Source organism: Thermoplasma sp. (genome assembly GCF_023256435.1).
Lineage (GTDB): Archaea > Thermoplasmatota > Thermoplasmata > Thermoplasmatales > Thermoplasmataceae > Thermoplasma.
In genome coordinates this window covers 1-23496 of record NZ_JAGDXM010000003.1, presented here as the reverse complement: position 1 = coordinate 23496, position 23496 = coordinate 1, and the positions used below count along the sequence as shown (strand labels likewise).

The 23496-nt window shown below is 45.2% G+C and carries 21 protein-coding genes and 1 tRNA gene; 14 read left to right on the top strand and 8 right to left on the bottom strand.

Annotated features, from left to right (window positions below; translation table 11 throughout):
• From Q0C15_RS00260 to meaB, 3 genes are all read left to right on the top strand, one after another.
• Positions 1-251 (top strand): methylmalonyl-CoA mutase family protein (locus Q0C15_RS00260; RefSeq protein ID WP_297214824.1); only part of this gene is annotated, 251 nt, incomplete at its 5' end.
• Positions 220-606: a cobalamin B12-binding domain-containing protein gene (locus Q0C15_RS00255; protein WP_297214822.1), complete on the top strand. Its 387-nt coding sequence runs from the start codon at positions 220-222 to the stop codon at positions 604-606. The genes Q0C15_RS00260 and Q0C15_RS00255, both read left to right, overlap by 32 nt.
• 53 nt (positions 607-659) lie before the next feature.
• Complete coding sequence (gene meaB / locus Q0C15_RS00250; protein ID WP_297214820.1) at positions 660-1625, top strand: methylmalonyl Co-A mutase-associated GTPase MeaB; 966 nt, start codon at positions 660-662, stop codon at positions 1623-1625.
• A gap of 276 nt (positions 1626-1901) precedes the next feature.
• Here the strand turns inward: meaB and Q0C15_RS00245 are convergent, their stop codons facing one another.
• The gene (locus Q0C15_RS00245) at positions 1902-2807 is read right to left on the bottom strand and encodes an AbrB/MazE/SpoVT family DNA-binding domain-containing protein (RefSeq protein WP_110640432.1); all 906 of its coding nucleotides are present in this window, start codon (positions 2805-2807) and stop codon (positions 1902-1904) included.
• A gap of 421 nt (positions 2808-3228) precedes the next feature.
• On the opposite strand from Q0C15_RS00245, the gene Q0C15_RS00240 reads away from it, so the two are divergent.
• On the top strand, positions 3229-4431 hold the full coding sequence (locus tag Q0C15_RS00240) for a YeeE/YedE thiosulfate transporter family protein (RefSeq protein WP_297214816.1): 1203 nt from the start codon (positions 3229-3231) through the stop codon (positions 4429-4431).
• A 93-nt stretch (positions 4432-4524) separates the two neighbouring features.
• Entirely contained in the window at positions 4525-5850 is a 1326-nt protein-coding gene (serS, locus tag Q0C15_RS00235) for a serine--tRNA ligase (RefSeq protein WP_297214814.1), read from the top strand.
• Between the two features lie 2 nt (positions 5851-5852).
• Here the strand turns inward: serS and Q0C15_RS00230 are convergent, their stop codons facing one another.
• Positions 5853-7085: an adenosylhomocysteinase gene (locus Q0C15_RS00230; protein WP_297214812.1), complete on the bottom strand. Its 1233-nt coding sequence runs from the start codon at positions 7083-7085 to the stop codon at positions 5853-5855.
• A gap of 81 nt (positions 7086-7166) precedes the next feature.
• On the opposite strand from Q0C15_RS00230, the gene Q0C15_RS00225 reads away from it, so the two are divergent.
• The 6 genes from Q0C15_RS00225 (at position 7167) to Q0C15_RS00200 (ending at position 13866) form a co-directional block, all read left to right on the top strand.
• Positions 7167-10223, top strand: coding sequence for an MMPL family transporter (locus tag Q0C15_RS00225; protein ID WP_297214810.1), 3057 nt, complete (start codon positions 7167-7169; stop codon positions 10221-10223).
• 55 nt (positions 10224-10278) lie between these two features.
• Entirely contained in the window at positions 10279-10818 is a 540-nt protein-coding gene (hsp20, locus tag Q0C15_RS00220) for an archaeal heat shock protein Hsp20 (RefSeq protein WP_297214808.1), read from the top strand.
• Positions 10815-11414 carry a helix-turn-helix domain-containing protein gene (locus tag Q0C15_RS00215; protein ID WP_297214806.1) on the top strand — a complete coding sequence of 200 codons (600 nt, stop codon included), beginning with the start codon at positions 10815-10817 and terminating at the stop codon, positions 11412-11414. Before hsp20 ends, Q0C15_RS00215 begins: the two co-directional genes overlap by 4 nt.
• A gap of 102 nt (positions 11415-11516) precedes the next feature.
• Positions 11517-12218: a peroxiredoxin gene (locus tag Q0C15_RS00210; protein WP_297214805.1), complete on the top strand. Its 702-nt coding sequence runs from the start codon at positions 11517-11519 to the stop codon at positions 12216-12218.
• A gap of 76 nt (positions 12219-12294) precedes the next feature.
• Positions 12295-13170: a 3-hydroxyacyl-CoA dehydrogenase NAD-binding domain-containing protein gene (locus tag Q0C15_RS00205; RefSeq protein ID WP_297214803.1), complete on the top strand. Its 876-nt coding sequence runs from the start codon at positions 12295-12297 to the stop codon at positions 13168-13170.
• Between the two features lie 6 nt (positions 13171-13176).
• Positions 13177-13866, top strand: coding sequence for a uracil-DNA glycosylase (locus Q0C15_RS00200; RefSeq protein WP_297214801.1), 690 nt, complete (start codon positions 13177-13179; stop codon positions 13864-13866).
• 14 nt (positions 13867-13880) lie between these two features.
• On the opposite strand, the gene Q0C15_RS00195 is transcribed toward Q0C15_RS00200, so the two are convergent.
• Positions 13881-15164 (bottom strand): NRAMP family divalent metal transporter, encoded by a 1284-nt coding sequence (locus Q0C15_RS00195; protein WP_297214799.1) that lies wholly within the window; start codon positions 15162-15164, stop codon positions 13881-13883.
• Positions 15165-15246: 82 nt separating this feature from the next.
• On the bottom strand, positions 15247-16278 hold the full coding sequence (locus Q0C15_RS00190; RefSeq protein ID WP_297214798.1) for an SIS domain-containing protein: 1032 nt from the start codon (positions 16276-16278) through the stop codon (positions 15247-15249).
• A gap of 84 nt (positions 16279-16362) precedes the next feature.
• On the opposite strand from Q0C15_RS00190, the gene Q0C15_RS00185 reads away from it, so the two are divergent.
• Entirely contained in the window at positions 16363-17268 is a 906-nt protein-coding gene (locus Q0C15_RS00185; RefSeq protein WP_297214796.1) for an ornithine cyclodeaminase, read from the top strand.
• A gap of 212 nt (positions 17269-17480) precedes the next feature.
• Here Q0C15_RS00185 and Q0C15_RS00180 read toward each other — a convergent pair whose 3' ends face one another.
• Complete coding sequence (locus Q0C15_RS00180) at positions 17481-19445, bottom strand: bifunctional aldolase/short-chain dehydrogenase (protein WP_297214794.1); 1965 nt, start codon at positions 19443-19445, stop codon at positions 17481-17483.
• Positions 19446-19575: 130 nt separating this feature from the next.
• Between Q0C15_RS00180 and Q0C15_RS00175 the strand changes: the two genes are divergently transcribed.
• Together Q0C15_RS00175 and Q0C15_RS00170 are read left to right on the top strand one after the other, a co-directional pair.
• Positions 19576-19956 (top strand): DUF302 domain-containing protein, encoded by a 381-nt coding sequence (locus tag Q0C15_RS00175; RefSeq protein ID WP_297214792.1) that lies wholly within the window; start codon positions 19576-19578, stop codon positions 19954-19956.
• Positions 19957-20016: 60 nt separating this feature from the next.
• A tRNA-Tyr gene (locus Q0C15_RS00170) sits at positions 20017-20114 on the top strand.
• Between the two features lie 6 nt (positions 20115-20120).
• Here Q0C15_RS00170 and Q0C15_RS00165 read toward each other — a convergent pair.
• From Q0C15_RS00165 to Q0C15_RS00155, 3 genes are read right to left on the bottom strand one after another with little or no spacing between them, the layout of a single operon-like run.
• The gene (locus Q0C15_RS00165) at positions 20121-21254 is read right to left on the bottom strand and encodes an aminotransferase class I/II-fold pyridoxal phosphate-dependent enzyme (protein WP_297214790.1); all 1134 of its coding nucleotides are present in this window, start codon (positions 21252-21254) and stop codon (positions 20121-20123) included.
• Positions 21226-22149, bottom strand: a complete 924-nt coding sequence (locus Q0C15_RS00160) for a homoserine kinase (protein ID WP_297214788.1) — start codon at positions 22147-22149, stop codon at positions 21226-21228. The genes Q0C15_RS00165 and Q0C15_RS00160 overlap by 29 nt, the downstream gene beginning before the upstream one ends.
• A gap of 59 nt (positions 22150-22208) precedes the next feature.
• The gene (locus Q0C15_RS00155) at positions 22209-23357 is read right to left on the bottom strand and encodes a pyridoxal phosphate-dependent aminotransferase (RefSeq protein WP_297214786.1); all 1149 of its coding nucleotides are present in this window, start codon (positions 23355-23357) and stop codon (positions 22209-22211) included.
• Positions 23358-23496: the final 139 nt, after the last annotated feature.

The window sequence follows — 23496 nt, the reverse complement described above, 5'->3', positions numbered from 1 at the left end:
CCATAAATTATCTCAAGATAGATAAGAAAGCGGAAGAGGCCCAGATTGCAAGACTCAGGGAGATCAAAAGAACTAGGGATGAAGCAAAGGTTAAGAAGGCACTCGAAGATCTCAGAAATGCGATGCTGGACGAAAATGAGAATCTGATGCCCTATTATATCAGGGCTGTTGAGTCGTACGCCACAGTTCAGGAGATATCGGATGTAGGGAGGGAGGTATTTGGAAGCTGGAAAGAACCTGTCATCGTCTAGACCTATTAAGGTGCTCTTGGCTAAACCTGCTATAGATGGCCATGATCGTGGCATATTCGTGCTTGCAAGGGCGCTGAGGGATGCCGGTATGGATGTAATCTATGCCGGCCTGCTCCCGACCCCTGAACAGGTCGTGGATATTGCAATAAGCGAGGATGTTGATGTCATAGGCTTAAGCCTGCTGAACGGCGCCCACATGACCGCCTTCAAGAAGGTCGTTGATCTCCTCAAGGAGCGCGGAGTGGACGATATAGCGGTTGTTGGTGGCGGGATAATACCCGACGATGATAAGCCCAAGCTGGAGGCTATCGGAGTGACCGGAAACTATGGGCCTGGTACGCCGTTGCCACCATAATAGAACACATACGTAAGCGTGGAGAAGAGGCTAGAAGGAAAAAGGAGATGTAAATGGATACGCGTTCCATCATAGAAGGCATTGCTTCCCATGATCCTAGGATCATCGCTCGGGCCATATCCATCATAGAGGAGGACAATGAAAGGTCATACGAGATAATAAGGGCTATTTACGGTATGACGGGGCATGCGCATATCCTTGGTATAACTGGGCCTCCTGGCGTCGGTAAGAGCACCATGATCGGTATACTGTCCAGAAAACTGACCGAGATGGGAAAAAAGGTATCCATACTGGCTGTTGATGCAAGCAGTCCTTTCAGCGGCGGTACCATACTGGGAAACAGGATAAGGATGCAGGATACGCTCTCCAAGTATGGAATATATATGAGAAGCGTCTCTAACAGGGGAATGACCGGTGGTCTCTCAAGATCCACATGGAACATGGTGAAGATACTCGATGCCGCAGGAAACGATTTCATAATAATAGAGACGGTAGGAGCCGGACAATCTGACATAGATATTGTTTATCTGGCAGATACTGTAATAGTAACTCTGGCGCCAGGTCTTGGCGACAGTATACAGGCGATAAAATCGGGAATGATGGAGATCGGGGACATCTTCGTCATAAACAAGATGGACAGGGAAGATTCGTTCTTTGCCCTCAAGGACATAATGGACAATGTCTATGAAAGGAACGGTTGGATGCCAAGGGTTGTCGGCACGAACTCCCTGAAGGGGGAGGGTTATGGTGAACTGATAAGGGCAATAGAGGAACATCGCGTATTTACCGAAAAAAATGATGGAAAGAAGAAGATAAGGTACAGGGAAGAGGTGAGACTTGCGCTCTCCAGGATAATTGACCGGAGCGTGTGGCGTGAATTCGGCAGGTTTCTGGAGAATGGCGAGATAGATGGTTACTACGATGAACATGTCGATCCAAACACGGTTGCCATGGAAATATTCCGTGAAAACAGTGCATTTGCTCACAGTCATTCAGTTGAGGGAAGGGTAGAATCCTGAATATTTTTTACTTTCTATTATGCGATCTCCTCCAGTCATAGCACATATGGGATACAGACATGCATTATTTATGGATAAATTAGGTGCCAGAGTAGGCATTAAGAATTAAACAGTGAAATGCACCAAGAATAAAGAACGGAATTGGTTTGCCGATTTTTTTAGCGGACATTATCGTATAAAACGAGGGTGATTCCGTATACTCGTATGCATTATGTCTGATTGATGAAAATCTAAGAAATATCAGAAGAAAAGATAATAAAAAGAAAAAGTGATGACTCAGATATGAACGGCCTTGTGGACTGCATCGTCCATGAGGGCCAGCGCGTATCCGGTCATCCTTTCAAGCTCCTTGTTAGACTCGGATGAGCTCTTTATGTTTTCAAGTATTTCATGCGCGTTCCTTCTTATTCTTGGAGCCATGTTTATGTCTTCGGTCTTGAACATGTTGATGATGTTCTCCATGGTATTTATCAGCAGCAGTATCTCATCTCTCAATTTCATGTCTTCCTGCTTTATGTTTCCTATGAGCAGCCTCGTGTGCGTTATGAATCTGCCCAGATCCCTTGAAGCCACGGCATATAAAATTATATCCTTTATCGGCACGTCAAGTTTGTACTTGTCGTCACGCTGTACTGTCAGGGCTATACTTCTTATCAGCTTGTAGTAATCGGAATTCAGCGCAAGGCATCTGGACGTCAGATCCTGCTTCATATCCTCTCTGGGCGTCTCTATGACCTTAGTCACGTCCTTTAGGATGGATAAGGCCTTATTCGAGAAATCGAAGAATGAGTCCTGAACCTTCAGTATCTCCTCATCTACCTCGAATATCAGCGAATTGAATGTTTCCTCCTTCAGGTTAAGGCCAGGCAGCTCCAGCTGCAGCATCTTAATTCTGTCCTTCACATCCCTTGAAATTACATCTTTTGACTGCAGCGATATCTTTGTCATCCCCTGCATATAGTAAACTGAGATCAGATATTCAGCAGTCTCCTCATCTGTATATTCTATCACCCTCTCGGAATTGAAGTCCTTCTTGGGCCTTATCTTTATTATGCCGGATGATTCAAAGACCTCGACCTCCCTTGTGACGTCAAGGCCGTTGTCTCTAACCCAATCTGATGGCAGAGACACTATGTAGCTTCCTCCCTTTATCTTCTGAATTCTTCTCAAATTTGTTGACATTTCAGTTGGGAGATTTATAATTTATATAAACCTTTTCCCATCATTGATCGAAATTCGCAAAGAAATATTAGTTAATTTTTGAAAATAAATCTATAACATGGTTTCATTTATAATATTTAAGTAATTAGATATTAAGAATTGAAGTGGGATGATAATCAAAATATCCTATAAATATGGCTTTTTGTTGATTTTCCATGGTGGAGGCTAAAACAGATATTTCATGATTATATCTATCAAAGTAATACGCGGGCACTTTTGCCTATGGTCATGTGCATCATAGATAACATCAGATTCAGATTTCGACACATGATTCATCTCTTTTATGCGGAAGTGCAGGGTAATATTATCCATATATTATGTTCTATCTGTGCATTTCTTGCACATAATGAAAAATAATTATCTCAACTTCGAATTTAATATTATGAAATTCAACATTCTCTATATCTATTCCATCTTGCTGGCTCTGGCCTCTTTTGCCTTGGCGGTGGCTTCATATGTAGTCAGCGGTCAGGCCCTGTGGTGGGGTGTGACCGGAGCAGAAAGCCAAATGGGAGGAAAATTCTGGAGTTTCTTTGGATTAGATATATCAAAGTTAGCATATTACCATGTGTATCCCATACCGGAGATAGATAAGGCTTTTACTTGGTTTCTTGTCTTCGGAATAATAATTGGTTCTTTCGTAGCCTCTCTCGCTAAGGGGGAATTTTCCATAAGGCAGGTTCCCAACAGAAATCTCTCTCTGCAGGCGCTGATCGGTGGTATACTGATAGGCTATGGAACTAGGATGGCAGGCGGATGCAACATAGGCGACTTCTACTCCGGGTTTGCAACTGGAAGCTTCTGGGCATTCCCCTTCTTTCTATCCATGCTTTCAGGCATATACTTGATACTGGTGTTGTCCAGATCAAGATGGTTTTCGCATTTCTTCGCCTCTGCTAAACCAAGATCCACCTTTGTTTGGCTTGGCAGAAAGATTCAATATTCGATGCTAGCCATCTCTATTGCGGTAGTAGGAGTTCTGATCTATATATTTCAGGACACAATGGTCAGGATATGGCTCGTATTCGGTATGATTCTTGGATCCGTGGGATACCTGGGTACTCTGTGCTTTCAGACCTCGTTCAGGGAAACACTTGGTGTCTCCAGGGATCGCGAGATGATCAGACTGATTGCTGTATCTCTACTTGTGGTATCTGTGCTTGCGCAGATCTCTATCTTCGCACTACATTTGCGCACGAATTTCTTCTTCGATCAGAATCAGAGCGTGTTGTATCAGATAATTGGGGGCTTCGTCTTCGGGCTTGGGATGGGTCTGGCCTTCAACTGCACCTTCAGTATGGAATGGAGGATGGGTTCTGGAAACATCCAGGCGCTGATAACCTTTATTGGTCTTACGTTCATAGGTGCACCCCTTTATGCGCTCTCATACTCATTCTGGCATTCATTCATCCCCGTACTTGTTTATCCTGCGACATACTGGCAGTTTTCAATATATAGATACGGAATACCTGGTGCAGTGCTGATCGATCTCTTCCCGATTATGTGGATAATCTTCTTTGGATACCGCAGAGGATCCGAACTGAAAGAGGAGAAGACAGAAACCTCTGGAAGCATGGCCTCATGATACGGTGAACGCCATTTATCCCGGGGAAAACTTTTCGGAGATCAGATGGCGTTAATGATTTGTATTATATATATAATTTAAATATGGTCTGCAATGATAGATGTAAAGCTCCTGAGATCCAATAGAGAATTATTTGAGAAGAACTGTGAATACAGAGGTGTGGATAAGGCGCCTATTGATGAATTTTTCAGGCTGGATGAGGAGTGGAGAAACATAAACAAGGATCTCAATAACCTGAGATCACAGAAGAATAAGGAGACAAGGAAGATTGCTGAACTGATCAAGAAGAATGAGGATCCATCCCTAGAGAAGAGGAACGTAGAGGAGATAAACGCTAAAATTTCGGATCTTGAGGATAGACTGAGAAAGATCGAGGAGGAGAGGGATCGGATCCTGTGGACCATACCTAACCTGATCCATGAGAGCGTTCCTGTCTGCTTTGGAGATGAAAACAACAGGCTCGTCAGATATGTGGGTCATGCGAAAGTATTTAAAGACGATGTTGATGAATTTGAAAAATACTCTGGCAACAGTGAGGATTATGAGGTCATCGATGAGAGGCCGAAGAGTCATGTGGATCTGGGTCAGGATCTTGGTGTCATAGATCTCGAGAGTGCAGCAAGGATATCTGGTTCGCGTTTCTATTTCATAAAGAATAGGCTCCTGAAACTTGAGATGGCCCTAGAAAACTATGCTGTTGATTTCCTCTCGCAGCGCGGGTTTTCGGTTGTTGAGCCTCCATACATGCTCAATCTGGACAGCATGAGAGGCGCAACTGACCTTGAGACCTTTAAGGATACGCTGTATAAGATAGAGGGTGAAGATCTTTACCTTATAGCCACCTCGGAGCATTCCATCGCGGCAATGCTCTCCAACCAGTTCCTTGAGGAGAAGGAACTTCCGGTTAGGGTTGCCGGCATATCGGCATGCTTCAGAAGAGAGGCCGGCGCACATGGCAAGGATACCAAGGGGATATTCAGAGTGCATCAGTTCAACAAGATAGAGCAGTTCGTGTTCTGCCGGCCTGAGGATTCATGGGACTTTCTTGAGGAGATCCTGGGAAATGCTGAGGCAATATACCGCAGCCTGGGAATACCATACAGGGTCGTCAACGTCTGTTCTGGAGAGCTAGGCCGCCTCGCGGCAAAGAAATATGATATAGAGGCATGGTTCCCAGCTCAGGGAAAATTCAGAGAGATAGTTTCAGCATCAAACGATACCGACTATCAGGCCAGATCGCTTAACATAAAGTACAGGACGAGCGACGGAAACAAGTTCGTTCACACGCTCAACAGCACTGCCATAGCAACTACAAGGATCCTCGTTGCCATAATGGAGAATTTCCAGGAAGGCGATCGGATAAGAATACCTGACGTTCTGGTTCCATACACCGGATTCCAGTACATAGAGAAGGAATGAGGTTAAGTTCCCTCATCCCATGAATTCAAATATCTGATCTGTTCTTCGTTCAGCTGATCGAGCTCACCTCCGAACTGTTTTAGTCTTATTTCGGCAACGTATCTGTCGATCTCGGCTGGAACCGGATAAACCTTCCTTTCCAGTTTTTCATGGTTCTTTACAAGGTACTCAGCTGTGAGCGCCTGAAGCGCAAAGCTAAGATCCATTATCTCAACTGGATGGCCCTGGCCAGCCGCAAGATTCACGAGCCTTCCATCTGCTATTATGTCCACGGTATTACCGTTTTCCAACTTGTACCGCTTTACAAATTCCCTTACTTCTTTCTTCTCCAGCGATCTCCTCTCTATCTCGGAGACTGCAACTTCGTTATTGAAATGGCCAGCGTTGGCCATAACTATGTTTTTCTTGGCCACGAGGGCATCCTCGTATTTGACAACGTCCTTCATGCCTGTTGCGGTTATGACCATATCGGCATCTCTTATCGCCCTGTTCATCCTCTTAACCTGGAAACCGTCCATTATTGCCTCGTTCGCCTTTATCGGGTCAATCTCTGTTACTATAACGTTTGCACCCATGCCCTTCAGTCTCATGGCTATTCCACGGCCGCAATATCCGTATCCAGCCACCACCACGGTTCTTCCTGCGATCAGAAGATTTGTTGCATTCATTATCCCGTCAAGCGTGCTCTGACCTGTACCATATCTGTTATCGAAGAGGTGCTTCATGTTTGCATCGTTAACATCGAACATTGGAAAGAGAAGTACTCCTGCCTTTTCCATCGCCTTAAGCCTCTGGACGCCTGTTGTTGTTTCCTCATTTCCCCCGATTATGTTCCGGGCAAGGTCCTTTCTTTCTGTATGCACTATCTTCGTGAGATCGCCGCCGTCATCTATGATTATATCTGGTTGAACATCCAGAGTTCGGTGAAGATACTCATAGTATTCTTCATTCGTCTCGCCCTTTCGTGCAAAAACGGGCATTCCATAATCTTCCTTTAAACTCTGCACCACAGAATCGTCTGAGCTAAGAGGATTGCATGATGCCATCTTGACCTCTGCACCGCCTTCCTTCAGTAGGAGGGCAAATATACCGGTCTTCGCCTCAACATGAAGAGCCATCGCTATCCTTATTCCCTTGAACGGCTTCTCCGTTTGAAACCGCTTTCTTATCTCTGCCATGACTGGCATATGATCCCTGGCCCAGGCCAGTCTCAGGAAACCCTTGCTTTCTTCCATGCACGGAATATAGCGCTGATGTTGATAAAAGTTGATATTTAGTATCTAAATTCTTAATTAGTTAAATGAAATCAGGGCTCTGTGTTTGAGAACACATTTAAAAGGATAGGCACATTTTCAGCCAGGCACAGTGCAGCAGTAATAGTTGCCTGGATCTTGGTTCTGGTAATTCTGGCGCCATTCGCTCCTGCTCTCTTTTCAGATACCAGTTATAACATAGCAAGCGATATAGTACCACCGAATTCTCCGGCTAATATAGCGTCTAACCTGCAATCACAGTATTTTAACTCTTCCAACGATTCATCTTTTGTCATCGTCACAAACAATACGAGCATAGACAGCATCGCATCGTTGCATGCTCTCATGAATATGCAAACGGCGATTCTGTCATATCTGCACAGAAATGGTTTCTCTGCAAACGCCTCAAGTATAATAACCATTGAAAACAGCACCTTACGGTCTGTATCTCTATCACTTGGGAGGGAGCTGTCAGGAATATATAAATTGAATGAAAATCTATATAATAGCAGTATTAAGATAAACCAGACATTAAATCTAACGGCTGATTTTCTCTTTATTCCTGCGCTGACCTATGTTAAGCATTTTGATATAACATTGGAATGCAGCAAGAATTTAACACGGTCAGAGCTGTCGGGATACAGCAATGCAACCCAGGTTATGTTGTACTTCTCCAAAACTCCATACGCTTCTCTTGCATCGCCATACCTGGCATCGTTCTCTGGATATATGAATAAAACTATAACATATAAAAATGTGAGTTCTTTACCTGAAATTGCGAATACAGCTGTTAATGTGACAGCACTCGAACTTTCGAAAGAACTGGCTTCTGCCTCTCCATTTCTTTCCTTGGCGCTGATGTCCGTTGATGAGAACCTCACAATGACAGATTTCGTAAGTATGTCCATATATATCCCATTTGCCAGACAGTTTGTGGCAAACTCATTGATCTCTGATCTTTCAGGATATTCATCCATCATATCGGATCTAAACACAACCTCTGATCGTTTTGTCCTATCAATAGTGAACATATCACTGAAGGACAACTATGCGGGTATACCGCATCTCACATCTTCTGAGGTATACAACGGTACGATATACAAGTTCAACGGAAATCCACTGGTGAATCTGAATTCTAGGTATCTTCTACCATACCTTATGGATCTCCTAAACGCCGGCAATACTAATGATTCATATATAAACAGCACTGTCAATCATACGCTTTACGATGAAACATTTCTGAGCTATCCCGTGGTTCCGTCGCAGTATGTGATGGGTTCTTTTGTAGGTTATGGCAACACAACCGAGATCTTTGCATTCTCACTGAATAAGAATTATACAATATCTACGCTGAATTCGGTGAATAAGATAGCCTCCTCATATGTTTCCACAAAGCCGGTTAACGGTGTATATTATACTGCTGGTACAGATGTCCTGGATCAGCAGATAGAACAGGAGGTCATGACTGGATTGGTGCGGGCACTCATTATAGGCATAGTGCTGTCCATACTCATAGTTGGCCTTTTCTTCAGATCTCCCGTCGCTGCATTTCTTCCATTCAGTCTCTTCCTAATGTCATCCATAATTTCATTTGGCCTCAACGATCTTTTGTATCGTTATATCCTGCATTCAACGGTGTCGTTCGTCACTCCAACGCTGCTGCTCATACTCCTGCTCGGTCTCACCAGCGATTATGTTGTATATATAATGTCTAGGTATAGGCGCGAACTGTACAGAAACGGCGGTGACCCTATCCCAGAATCCTCTAAGTGGGCCGGTCATGCCGTCTTCACGTCCGGTATAACGGTCGCTCTTTCCTACATAGTGCTCTATCTGTTCAAAGTTCCAATATTCAGCGACGCTGGTATCACGAACGCTGTGGGCGTTATAGTATCCATAATGCTGGCAAATACTTTCCTCATAGCTCTTTTCAGCAGGTTGGGATACCGGACGTTCTGGCCGGCTAAGGACAAAAAGATACCCATGGAAGGTACGATGGAAAGAATATCGGGTATTGTACTCAGGAACAAGAAGAAGATACTGGTCATATTCGTGGTAGTAGCTTTCGGATCGCTTTACGTTTATGCCTCCACACCGACCAATATGAATGTCTTCAGCCTCATACCACCCAGCAGCGGCATACAGTCTGCAGTGGTGGTAAACCAGAGCTTCCACAGGGATCTTTTCTTCGAGAGTTTTGTCATCGTGAAATTTAGCGAACCAGTGATATCCAATGGAACATACAATGTTGCGGAAATAAATCAGGTCACCAAGCTGGAGAACATGATAGCAGGGCTCAGCGGTGTGGCAGAGGTTTATGGCCCGACCTATCCATACGGCAAGTATGTCAATCTGGACAGGCTCCCATCAAATTACGTTTCCACCTACAGATCCCAGATAAACTCCTACATCGGAAAGGATCCAAGGTACGTGATGATTGAGTTTGAATTATCCAACATAAGCTGGTCTAATGCCGCCACTTCCTTCATAAACAGGCTTCCATCGGAGATATCATCCTACATGGGCAATTCGCTTACGTTTTATGTTGGTGGTCTTACGGCCGGTCTCGATGCCGCCTACAGCCATACACTGCATACATTTGAGGAGATGATACCAATACTGGCAGCCTCTATATTCGTCATATTGGCCATACAGCTCAGCTCAGTATTCACTCCGTTGAGGCTTATACTTATGGTTCTTGCATCCGTCATAGTGGGCCTCATGATAATATACTGGATAGTCTACTATGTCTATCATCTCCCAATAATCATATTCATGCCCATGTTCACCTTCGTCACTCTCCTGGCGGTGGGCCTTGATTACGACATATTCATGATAACGAGAGCGAGAGAGGGCGTGATGAAGGGAATGACAGACGAGGATGCCATAACCACAAGCATAAAGGAGAATGGTGGTATAATAGTCACTCTTGGTTCGTTGCTTTTCGTCACATTCGGTTCGCTCTACTTCAGTGATCTTCAGCTGATCGAGGAAATAGGCGGTGGATTAGCCATAGGCGTGCTCATAGATACTTTTCTGAGCTGGCCGTTCTTCGTTCCGGCCGTAATGCTCCTGATGAAGAAATGGAACTGGTGGCCATCCAGGATTAGAAAGATTTAAATATTGATTTTTAATATTAGGTTGTCAACCATCGGTTGACAAGTAGGTGGTGAATATGGCAAAGAAGGATGAATTCGATGATTGGGACGACATGTTTGACGAGTTCTTCAAGGACTTCGGCATAGATATAAAATCCCTGAACAACAGGCTCATGAGGATATGGAACAGGATACTTAACGATCCGAATATGACCATGTCTGAACCATATGTGTACGGATTTACATACAGAATTGGCTCCGACGGAAAACCTATATTCCAGGAATTCGGTAATGTACCTGGTATAACGAGGGGGGCGAGGCCTATAGAGCGCGGAGTTAGAGAGCCGATAACCGATATCAACGACGACGAGAAGAAGGTCTACGTGACATTCGAGCTTCCAGGCGTCAGCAAGGAAAACATAGATCTGAAGATATCAGAATACAACATAACGCTGAACGTGGATGAGGATCAGAGGAAGTACTATAAGAGCATAGACTTCGACTACAAGCTTAAACCTGAGACCGCCACGGCAAAGTTCAACAACGGCCTTCTGGATGTGACGGTTGAAAAGGCCACCAGCAAGGAAGGCAGTGGAAGGAAAGTTTCGATAGAATGATGGACGACATAGATCTTTTTATTTCTGCCATTGAAAATTCTACGAGGCGTGAGATTATAAGGATGCTCACTCAGCTTGAGAGATCGTATGCTCTGGAGCTGAGCAAGAGCATCGGTCTCAGCCAGCAAGCCATATTGAAGCAACTTGATCTTCTTGAAAAGGCTAATCTAGTAACCAGCATAGGGTTTGTTCCAAGTGATCTTGGTGCCAAGAGGAAGATATATCTGCCCTCTGGATTCTCATCAGTGTTCATAGACTATGGGCGCAACTTCTTCGCCATAAGGCGCATACCTATCGAGACCAAGGAAACTAGGATCGAAGGCATGGGAGATGCTATGAAAAGATTGAGAGATATCAACAGGCAGATAGACGATCTCACAAGGATGCGCACAGATCTGATAAAGGAAAAGGACAGCCTGATAACCGCAATAAAGGACAGCCTGGATCAGGATGATGGGATCTCCCGTGAGGTGGTCACTGTATACCTTGATACGATGAGCATCGCGGAGACTGCAAGGATCACCGGCCTCAGTGAACTGGAGGTAGCTGAGATACTCAGCAGTCTTGGTCTGATTGAAGATGGAATAGAGGAATAATTTCGCTTTTTCATATCCGCATTCATCTAAACTTTGTCGTATTACGCTTCTGGTTGAAAAATGATATATAGATGCATGAATTATTTTTTCAGGTGAAAAAAAATGTCTGATGAAAGCAGGTTTCCATTGATAGGTGAGAAATTCCCCGAGATGGCCGTGGAAACGACGCAGGGCAGCATGAAGCTTCCTGATCAGTATAGGGGTAAATGGTTCATGCTGTTCAGCCATCCAGGTGACTTCACTCCGGTCTGTACCACCGAGTTCTACTCATTCGCAAGGCGATACGACGACTTCCAGAAACTCAATACAGATTTGATAGGACTTTCCGTGGACAGCGTTATAAGCCATATAGAATGGATAAACTGGATCAAGGACAACCTGAAGATCGAGGTTCCGTTTCCAATAATCGGAGATTCGATGGGGCGTGTCGCTTCAAGGCTTGGGATGATACAGGCCGAGTCCTCAGCAGCGACTGTCCGCGCTGTATTCATAGTGGATCCAAACTCTGTGGTCAGGCTCATAATGTATTATCCTCTGGAGATTGGCAGGAACGTTGATGAGCTTCTCCGGGCCATAAAGGCGCTGCAGATGTCAGATAAATACAAGGGTGCAATGCCTGCCAACTGGCCGTACAATGAACTGATAGGCGAAAAGATGCTCAACTCTGCGCCGAAGAATGTGAAAGACATCCCGGCAAGGATGAAGGAGTACAAGGGCTATGCATGGTGGCTGACGTACAAGGATGTACCGGATAACGAGGTTCAGGAGATAAAGAAGATCGTAAAAACAAAGGACGAGAAGTGATATTTTCATTTTTCAATATTCATAGGTTTTTCAACGATGTTCAATAAATTTTTATGATTGTTAACGCTGAAAGATTATGGAAATCAGGACTGCTGCAGTCGTGGGTAGCGGGGTCATGGGACAGGGCATAGCCCAGGTCTTTGCCCGGTCTGGATATCCGGTTACCATAATCGATGTCAGGGAAGATATTCTCGCAAATGCCATAAAAAATATACGTGAAGGCCGCTATGGGCTGATAAACCTTGTGAAAAAGGGCACGATCACCGAGGCAGAAATGAACGATATCATGGGCCGCATAAAAACTTCAACGGAGTACCAGTCGTTATCGAATGCGGACATAGTCGTGGAGGCGGTGCCCGAAGATCTCAATCTCAAGAGAAAGGTGTTCGTGGAGATAGAGAAGCATGTGCGTGAGGACACCATAATAGCCTCCAATACCTCTGGCATCACCATAGCGGAAATAGCTCAGGATCTTAAGGCAAAGGGGAGAGCTGTTGGAATGCACTGGTTCAACCCGGCCGGCATAATGAAGCTGATAGAGGTTGTCAGGGCAATGATGACGTCGGAAGATACGCTGAACACTGTGGTTGATCTTTCAAAAAAGCTTGGGAAAACGCCAGTGGTGGTGGCAGATGTTCCAGGCTTCTTCACCACCAGGTTCATAGCGGGGTGGCTCCTCTCAGCGATAAGATCCTATGAGGAGGGGGTAGCATCCAAATCTGACATAGATACGATGACGAAGCTTGCATTCGGCTTCCCCATGGGGCCGTTTGAACTCATGAACATAATAGGAATAGATACGGTGTATCATATAGCCGAATACCTCAGGGAGGAAACTGGTGATCCACAGTTTGTTCCGCCAATATCCCTGAAGCAGATGGTGATCAACGGATACCTCGGCGATCCAAAGGTCAAGTATGGTAGCAGGGGAGGCTGGTTCGACATACAGTGATATCAGATGGCGTCCGATGAGAGATGGATCAGTATAGCGGAGATGAACGATCAGCTGATCTCTTGCAGGAAATGTCCAAGGCTAGTCCAGTTCAGGGAGGCTGTCGTGGGGCGAGATAAACGCTTCCGCGGTCAAGCATACTGGGCCAGGCCAGTTCCAGGATATGGAGATATCAACGGCCATATCCTGATAGTCGGACTGGCCCCGGCAGCATCAGGAGGAAACAGAACGGGAAGGGTCTTCACTGGAGATAAGAGTTCAGACTTCCTGGTTTCATGCCTACACGAGGTAGGGATAACAAATCAGCCAACTTCGGAGAGCAGGGACGACGGTTTAAAGTACAACGATGCATATATAACTGCAGCCGTAAAATGCGTTCCACCAGACAATAAGCCAACGCCAGAAGAGATCGCAAACTGTTCTGTGTATCTCCGTTCTGAGATATCGATGATGAAAAACCTCAGGGTGATACTTGTACTCGGTCAGATAGCATTTCAGGCGGTCCTTAATATGCTTGCTGATCCAGCGGTATCGAAATCGAAATACAGATTCTCTCACGGTGCTATATACAGCCTGAACGGTGTAAGTATAGTGTGCTCTTACCATCCAAGCCCGCGCAACGTGAACACCGGCAAACTGAGCAGAGACGATTTCATAGGCGTCCTGAGGAAGGTCAAAGAGCTGGCATCTAGCTGATAATCGATGCGGGTTCATAGCGATATCATAAGGCTGTATATTCCAGCTGACTCAATTATCGCTATGGTTGCCCAGTATATGGTCATATACCATCTTTTCATCGGATTGCCCTTCATGACGGTGCTGTCGGAAACAAGAAGACCAAGGAGAATAGCCACAGGGGCAAGAACGATCACGAAGACTATCATAAGATCGATGACCAGGGATAAAAGGTAGGATGAAGCTACGATCGCTATCACCGCTGCAGGTATGCTCTCCGTCATATAGAGAGTCAGAAATTTTTTTCTGTCTGATATGACACTTTGCCTTATGGAGGACCTGTCGCCGTATGTATGATCCTCACTCCTTATGATGTATCTGCCATATCTGTGGAACTTCCATCCGAGTGCTTCCGCTATACCCCACGTTGAGGCAAGCGATATGACTATCAGCGCAAGAAAACCAGCGGTGAAGAAGCCGGCGGCCATTATGTATGGCGCAAGGCTCCCAAACGGCTTCAGGGCACGATCAAGCATCATCGGATCCGTTGCATACCCTCCTATGAACGTTCCCGCTATGACGGTCATTACCATGAGGAACTCGCTCACAACGGACCCTATCGCAGTCTCATTTCTGCTTATCTTGATATCTCGTTTCTCCATTCCCTTCTGGACGCTCGCTCCTGCCTGATAGAATATCATGAACGGCATTATCACGGCCCCTACATTTGCTATAAGCAGTGTCTCATATGTTCTATTGGTGTAAGGCTGTATTGGATTGAGACCAACATGGATTATCTCATAGATCGACGGTCTCATGAGGAGTGCGCTCGCTATTATGGATATCACAAGTATTAGCGATATGAATAGGAGCATCTTTTCAATTCTGCGGTATCTTCCAGCCATTATTATAGCGTTATGTATGAGAAAGATCACTGGAATTGATACTATTGGTGGAATTCCTATCATGTAAAGGCCGATAGCCATACCGCTGTATTCAGCTATGTACGATAGCACATCTGTTGAAGCCATAGGTATTGCAGCTATGAGTGCAAGTTTCTTTCCATACCTTGTCCTCACGGCTTCACCAAGCCCCATACCGGAAAATATGCCAAGGTATCCTGCAGCGTTCTGTACGATGAACAATGGTGGTATTAGTATGATCATTATGAATATCATCCGATAGCCGAAGGCTGCGCCGGACTGAAGACCTGTTATAACGCTTGCGACATCCACATCGGCCATCATCACGATCCATGCTGGGCCGATCCTTGACATGATCCTGTGTATGCTGGCCGGCTTAGTGATCTCAATATTCATTGCGACACCGTAAGGATAACCTTACATCATCACTGAATATATAAATATAATGTAAGATGAACAAAAATATCAATGTATAAGTTCAGTGTTCACCTGGAGGAAACACCGTGCTGTCGTAATCCCTGTATCTCCTATCCTCAAATCGCAGCATATCAGGATTGATGTTCCTGCGTACTGCAAGATAATAGGCAAGATAATAGAGATCAAGAGTATTCAGAAAAGATGCGGAAAACTCATCAGGTGGATCGTTGTAGATGCTCAGATCTCCCTCGCCGTTGATCACCACAGTCTTTGATCCCACGTATCGCGACGCCCTAACGATCTGATCGCCTCTTGATCTGTCCTTCTGGCCCTCTATGAGGATCACCAGCGTGTGATCATCCATCACCGCTGTGCATCCGTGATTGAATTCTTCGAATTCTATGCCTTCCGCATGCATGTGTGTCGCCTCCTTTATCTTCTGCGCCGCTTCCCTTGCAACTGGAAAGTTGTAGCCGGATCCCAGCACAAATATATCGTTAATCTGATCAAGATCCTCAGATACAGCCTTCATCTCGGCATCGTCGTTGGAAACATGCTTTGCGATCTCCGATCTTAGGGCTTTCATGTCGTATGATAGGTTTCCATAGTAATCCGAAATGTAAAGGACCGCGAAGGCGTTATTGAAAAATGCCTTCGTGTTACAGAGCGATAGATCCTCATCAGCTATGGTTATGGGATGATCTACCGCTTTTGAGAGTGGTGAATCTGCATAATGCGTGATACCGGCCGTTATGGAGGTTTTTCTGGCCTTTATCGTGGCATCAACGGTGCTCTTCGTCTTTCCAGTGTGCGATACAGCGATGGTGGTGGCACTGGATCGCATGTAATTCACATATTCATAGGCCTGCACAACGGAATGCCTTCTGGCGGTCTCATCGAGTATCTGGCTTCCAACATACGCGGAATGGTAAGCTGTGCCATTACCCAAGAAGAGTATATCATCGCCCAGGAATGACAGATCTATCTTCTCCATCGAGGATAAGGTTCTATCTATCCCATTTGGTATGTCCCTCATCATATCGTACATCACGTAAGGATGCGATCGCCTTACTTCCGGTAATTTGTCCGTCATCGCCGCCATATTCCTTATTAATTAATAAAAATTGGTAAAAATTGAAAACGCAATGAATTAATCGCCTGAATGCATCATCTTAGCATGTATTATATTAGCGAAGATGAGGTTAATGCGAATCTTTCCATGCAGGATACCATACAGGCGATCAGAGAAGCCTTTGAGGAATACCATGCTGGTAGAGCAACGTCAAATACCAGAGTAAGGACGTTCTCTGAGGGCTCTGTTCTCAACACTATGCCGGCATCGCTGGATAAGTACCACATAATGGGACATAAGACCTATATCGCCTCGAAAGAGGGCGCAAGATTTGTCGTCACGATCTTCGATACGAGGAGCAACGACCTCCTCGCCATAGTGGAAGCCAATAGGCTGGGCCAAATGAGAACAGGTGCAGTAACTGCCTATGCGACGAGTATACTTCACCCATCTGTTGAGAATTTCACGCTGATAGGATCAGGGTTCCAGGCTGAAACACAGCTTGAGGGTATACTGGCAGTTTCTCATCCACACTCCATAAGGGTGTATTCACGGAACTACGATCATGCGAGGAATTTTGCTTCAAGGATGTCCAAGAAGCTGGATACTGAGATCAGGGCTGTGGAAGGGATCGAGGCCGCTCTTGACGGATCAGATACTATAACATCCATAACAAACAGCACCTCTCCGATAATATTAAGGAAGTATCTGCCTGACAGATACCATGTGAATCTTGCCGGTTCAAATTATATGAACAGGAGAGAGGCCGAATATGAGGTACTTCACGATTCAGACCTTGTTGTCACCGAACACTATGATCAGTCAATGGTAGAAAGCGCAGAGATAGCAGAGTACGTCAGGCTGGGAGGAAAACCTATCGAATTGCGTGAGATAGCTGGCAATTACGGACAGTTCTCAGGGATGAATAGAACAGTATTCAAATCCATGGGTATAGGACTGGAAGATATCGCTACAGCCTATAGGGTACTGCGCAACATGAATCTTGTGTGAACACTTCTAAATCTCATATACAAATATTCTATTGATCAAAGAGCTTCAATCAGGCGTTAAAATTTCATGAAATGGGTCGCAGTATATTCGAGACCCATACATTTCAATATCTTTCAGCATACAGCGGGTTTTTGAAGAAAATGCAGGATATCAATCAGATCTCAATGGATCTGGGAAAATGGATTTAATGGATATTATGCCACATGATCGCCTCACAGGATGCCGCCATCGACCGGTACCATGGCATCGGTGGTTGCACCGAATATGTCCTCATTGACCATGGCTATGAGCATGTTGGCCACATGAGATGGCAAAACCTCTCTTCTCAGCAAGTTTCCCGTTACGTATTCCTCGACAGTCTGGCCCTTTGCCTTTGCCCTAGCCTCCAGCACTCCATTTTCCCATATCTTTGATCCCCTGAAGATCTTATCTGGATTTATTATATTGGCACGGATACCATATCTGCCGCCTTCCTTGGCAACATAGTGGCATACCTGCGCCGCAAAAGCCTTCGCGGATCCGTAGGAAACCATCTCAGGCCCAGGATGGGTAAGGTTCTTGGATATGTTGAAAACTATGTTTCCACCTATGCCCTGTGCGATCATTATCTTCATGGCCTCACGGGAGGTTATGAAGGAGGCCCTACCAATGATTGCGTAATGCCTGTCCAGATCTTCAACGCTGGTCTCAATTATTTTTGAGCTCTTCAGTATGCCGGCATTATTGAACACGATATCTATTCCGCCTAGGTTTTTCACGATGTCTCTGAACATATTTAGAATTTGATCCTCTGAGGACAGATCAACGATAAATGGTAATGCTCTGACGCCATACTGTTCCTCTATCTCCCTGCATCTTTCATTTATGGAAGGATCTATGTCGCATCCGACTACGGTGCATTCATTTTCGGCTAGTTTCTTCATGGCTTCAAGCCCTATACCACTTGCCGCGCCAGTGACAAGCCCTATAGAACCGAGGAGGAATTTGTGGGTGGTCTTCTTCAGCTTTGCCTCTTCAAGCGGCCAGTATTCCATAGCGTATGCCTCTTCCTTGGATATGAATTCGTGCTTCGAGATCTGATCCGTATTTGCATTCACCCTGAAGCTGTGTATGGCTAGATCGTCGATTATTCTTGCCTCTCTGTAGCTGGTTCCTGCGGTTATTATACCAAAACCACGCACAACCATGACGGCAGGATACGGATCATGCATTTCGAAGCCCTTCACGTAGCGTTTGTATTCTTCGCTGTACCTTGATGCATATCCCTCTATGAGATCGCCCGATCTGGTCAGATCGTCCAGATAGAGAAAATCATACTTTGTTCGTATAAGCATATCTGGGGTTGCAGGTCCGTAACCGCACATATCCCTTGTCCTTTCCGTTCTCGCTATTTTTCTGGCCTCCTCTGAGGTATCTATGTAGAGTATCTTCTTTTTCCTCTTCGAAACGCATCCTCTTATTATCGGTATATATTTTTCAATATCATTGAAGCTGACTTCAGGAATCTCTTCCTTGAAGAAGTCACCGGTCCTCTTACTTGAAATGAATTTTTCAGCTCTTGTCACAATATCTATATGCCTGTCATATGCCTCCTTACCGGTATCTCCGAATGTGAGTAGACCATGCTTTCTCAGGACAATGCCATCTATATCCTTCTTGAAATTTTTGAGTACTTCCTTAGCGAGCTTGAAGCCGGGTGGTATATATGGCAGTACAACAACCTTTCCTAAAATATTTGAAATCTCTTCAGAAGAAAGATCCGTATTGGTGATCGACAGAATGGCGTCAGCATGGGAGTGAAACACAAACTTGTAAGGCAGAAAGGCATGGAGAAATGTTTCGACGGAAGGTGAAGGTTCTGATGGATTTACCATGCTCCGCTTGAGGTAGTCCACCATCTCTTCATCAGTCATATGATCGATGTTCACGGCAGCCAATGCATCCTCCATCCTTATACCGGTGAACCCGCGGCTGTCAATCGTGCCAAGATTTGATCCACTGTTCTTGACACGTAGCACATCTTTAAGCTTGCCCGTGTGATCCCTTTCCTGCGTTTTGACGGATGTATTACCTCCACCATGGAGAACCAGATCCGGTTCATTTCCTATCAACCTTGAACCGTATACGACCTCCTCAATATCGTTGGCGAACTTTGTCTGAGCCCATTTGTTCTGCATGGACAAGTATCACTGTTCTTCTCTTAAATCTTTTATGCAACTCCGCAGTCTGAAATGGAACATAGCTTTGGATCGTTGTAGTTTCTGCACCTAACATTATTTCTTTATCTGATGTGCGCATGTTCCCATCATGTACAAATTTGAGATAGAGGTCTCTGGCGGGCTTGAAGAAGTCTATGGTAAGATGTTCAAACTATTGAAAGACTCTGGTTTTGTCGTCCTTTCATATGTTGACGTGAGGGAGATACTTAGGAAGACAGTTAACAAGGATATCGATCCGCTTTACATTCTGAACATATGCAAGCCAATAGCTGCTGACGAATTCATAAGCATCTCTTATGAGACAAGCATGTTTATACCCTGCAAGATCGTACTTCATCAAATCGGTGAGAAAACAAGGGTATCTCTCCAGCTTATCTCGCCACAGATCGAGAAGTTCACGGACATGCCAACAGACGTGGCCAGAAAGTATGAAAATGAAATAATTGAGGTTCTCAGGCGGTTGGAATAAAGGCGGCATACCGAGCGCGAAAATATTAAATGATGCGATGAAATTAGGGATACTGCCAATCCCGGCTTAGCTCAGTTGGTAGAGCGGCGGACTGTAGAGGGTTCAACGGTGAATTCGCCGTAATCCGCAGGTCTCTGGTTCGAATCCGGAAGCCGGGATCTAAATTATTGTATTGTGGATTTTCTAAGCGCATCTCTTATATCTTCAATCACGAATGAGGGATCCTCTATTCCAACCGAAAGGCGCATAAGCGATGGTGTTATGCCTATCCTTTTTCGATCAGCATCGCTCAGGCTCCGGTGGGACATTGTCTGTGGATTGGATATGAGGGTGGAAACGCCACCCATGGTATTTGCAGGCGTTATGGCCTCAAGCGAAGACATGAATTTTTGGACTTCGATATTCTGATCCAATACAAAAGAAACTACTGCTCCGTAATTTTTTAGCAACTTCTTCGCAAGATCATGGTGATCGTCATCTGAAATTCCTGGATAATAGACTCTCATTATGTGATCCATAGCCATCAGTTCTTCGGCGATCTTCGCAGCGTGTTGCGATGATGTTTCCACACGGATCTTCAGAGTCTTAATACCCTGTAGAAACAGAAATGCTGAGAATGGGTCCATCGAGGTGCCAAGGCTTCTTCGGAACTTGTCGATTTCTTCAATAATCCTGCCTGATCCGGAAGCTGATCCTCCTATCGCCGCATTGTGGCCGCCTATGAACTTGGATAAACTGTTGACCGCTAGATCCGCACCAAGCTCTAAGGCCCGCTGCCCTATGGGTGTGATAATGGTATCGTCCACAACCAGTATTGCTCCGTTTTGTCTAGCTGCCTCCGCTAACTTCGGAATATCATACACACGGAGCAAAGGATTTGATACGCTCTCCACGAAAACCATCCTTGTTTTCCTATCAATAGCATCGATCACCTTTTCAGTTCCTGGGTCGGTGGTTTTGACATCTATCCCATACCTGGACATAAAATCCCTGGCAAAGCTGTAGGTTCTGCCAAAGACATCAATGGGTAATACAAGACGATCGCCAGGTCTGATCAGGGAGAGGAAAACGGTAGATATAGCGCCCATACCGGATGAAAAACATACGGCGTTCTCTGCGTTCTCCAGAATGCCCATCTGCCTGGCAAGCTCCTCAACGGTTGGATTCATCTCCCTTGAATAGCGAAAATGATCACCCTCAGGCGACCTGTACGCGGTTGTGACATATATTGGAAAATTAACTGAATATGCATTCTTATCGAAATTGTCTCTAATCGGAAATTGGAGTTCCTTCGACATAGGTACCACCAGATATTCCAGCCTCCACGAACCTACCAGAAATTCCATACTTCGATAATATCAGTTCGGCGCTTCTCCTTATGGATTCCATATCTGAAAGTTCATCGCAAAGAATGAGAATGGATGGGCCTGCTCCGCTAACTGCAACACCAACTGCGTTGTGTTCAAGCGCTGATTTTTTCACATCAGGATAATATGGGAATAGTGGTAACCTTGATGATTCCACGACATCGTCATTCATCCCGATCCTGATCAGATCCCGATCACCCTGCATCAGTCCGGCTATTAGCGAAGCGGTTCTTGCTATTGCTCTGGAATAGTCGTTCAGAGGAATTGATTTCGGGATCATCTGTCTTGCCATCCTCGTCTTGTTTTCTATAGAAATATCGGGTATTGCTATGAGGAATCGGTATTCATGCGAGATAGAAAGCTTCGCCACCTTAAGATCGCTATCATGGGTCACAAGCGTAAGGCCACCAGATATGGAAGCGGCAACGTTATCTGGATGCGGGCTGCCAGATGCAGCACTTTCTCCGATCATGGCATATTTCACCAGTTCCTCGCGTGTCAGCCCCAGGCCAAAGTATGAATTCAGCGCAACCACCGCCCCGGCTGCGCTGGCTCCGCTGCTTCCGAGGCCAAGGCCCTTGGGTATCCCCTTCTCCAGTCTGATCTCAATATTTCGGCTTATACCTAGATCTTCGATCAGAGAAAGCGCGGCAAGGCCAGCCGTGTTCATTGTAGGATCATTCGGTACTCCATCTCCTATTACTCTGAAGGTGTGGCTCTCGCCAACTGTTATTCTATCATAGAAGGCATCCAGCGCTATGGCCAGCGCATCGAAGCCGGATCCAAGATTCGCAGAAGAGCATGGAGCAACAGCTGTGATCTTCACGAAATCGCGATTATCGCATTAGTAATAATAATTATGTTATAAATAATTACCTTAAGTAATTAGATCTCGTGTATGGTCCTAATGAGCCTCTCGAGTCCCTCCTTAATGGTCTCTTCAGAGGTGGCAAATGAGATTCTGAAATGTCTCTTTCCGCCAAGGCCAAAGGCATCGCCGGGTGTTACAACAACCTGACCCCTGCTGAGAAGCATATTCGAAAGTTCTTCCGATTCCACCGGTTTCTTATACTCTGGAAATACGTAAAAGGCACCCTCCGGTTTGTACACTTCAAGATCCTCGCTCTCTGAAAGTATCTCGTAAGTAAGATCCCTGCGCTTTTTGAATTCGGATCTCATCATCGATGGGCTGATGTTATCGTCAAGAGCCTTCAGGGCAGCATACTGCGAGATCGAAGAAACACAGGTTATCGTCTGCTGCTGAATCACGTTGGCCGCCTCCACTATTTCCTTCTGAGCAACGAGATAACCTATCCGCCAGCCGGTCATGGCATATCCTTTGGAGAAACCATTGAGAGTTATAGTATGCTCAAAGGCTTCCTGCCCCATGGATGCCGGTGAATAAAGCTTTCCCTCATATATCAGATCCTCGTATATTTCGTCAGAAACTATGTAAAGGTTGTTTTCTATGGCAAGATTCACAAGATCCTTTACCTCCTTTTCTGGAAGGACCTTGCCAGTTGGATTGTTTGGATTGTTCAGTATTATAGCCTTAGTTCTCGGCGTTATGAATTTTCTAATTTCGTCAATATCAATATCATAGCTTTCTGTGGTGTTTACCGGTATCGGCTTTCCCCCGGCTAGCTTGACTATATCGGGATAAGAAACATAGTATGGATCTGGTATTATTACCTCGTCACCTGGATTTATCAGAACCATCATTGCAAGATTTATGCCGAATTTGGTAGGTGTGACAAGCACTTCATCAGCCTCGGCTTCTATGCCGTTTTTAGACCTGAGCTTTGCGGCGATTTTTTCCCTGAGTTCCATTATGCCAGCTGAGGGAGTATAATGGGTCTTACCCTGCTTTGCCATCTCAAATGCATAATCTATTATATTTTCTGGGGTGGTGAAATCAGGTTCACCGATACCAAAATTGAAGATCTTCACGCCCTGCTTCTTCAGCTTCTCAACATTATTTGAGGCAGACACTGTTGCAGACTCGTTGATATATTGCATCCTTTCGGAAAGCATTTTTACATAATCCCTGAGTAGAATAAAACTTTTCTATGCGCCATCACACGTCGATACATCAACTCTTCCAAATACCTATTCCTGTTAAAAGAGAAGTTAGGAGTTTAGGGGAAGCTGTAAATTTCAACCTCTTCGGACA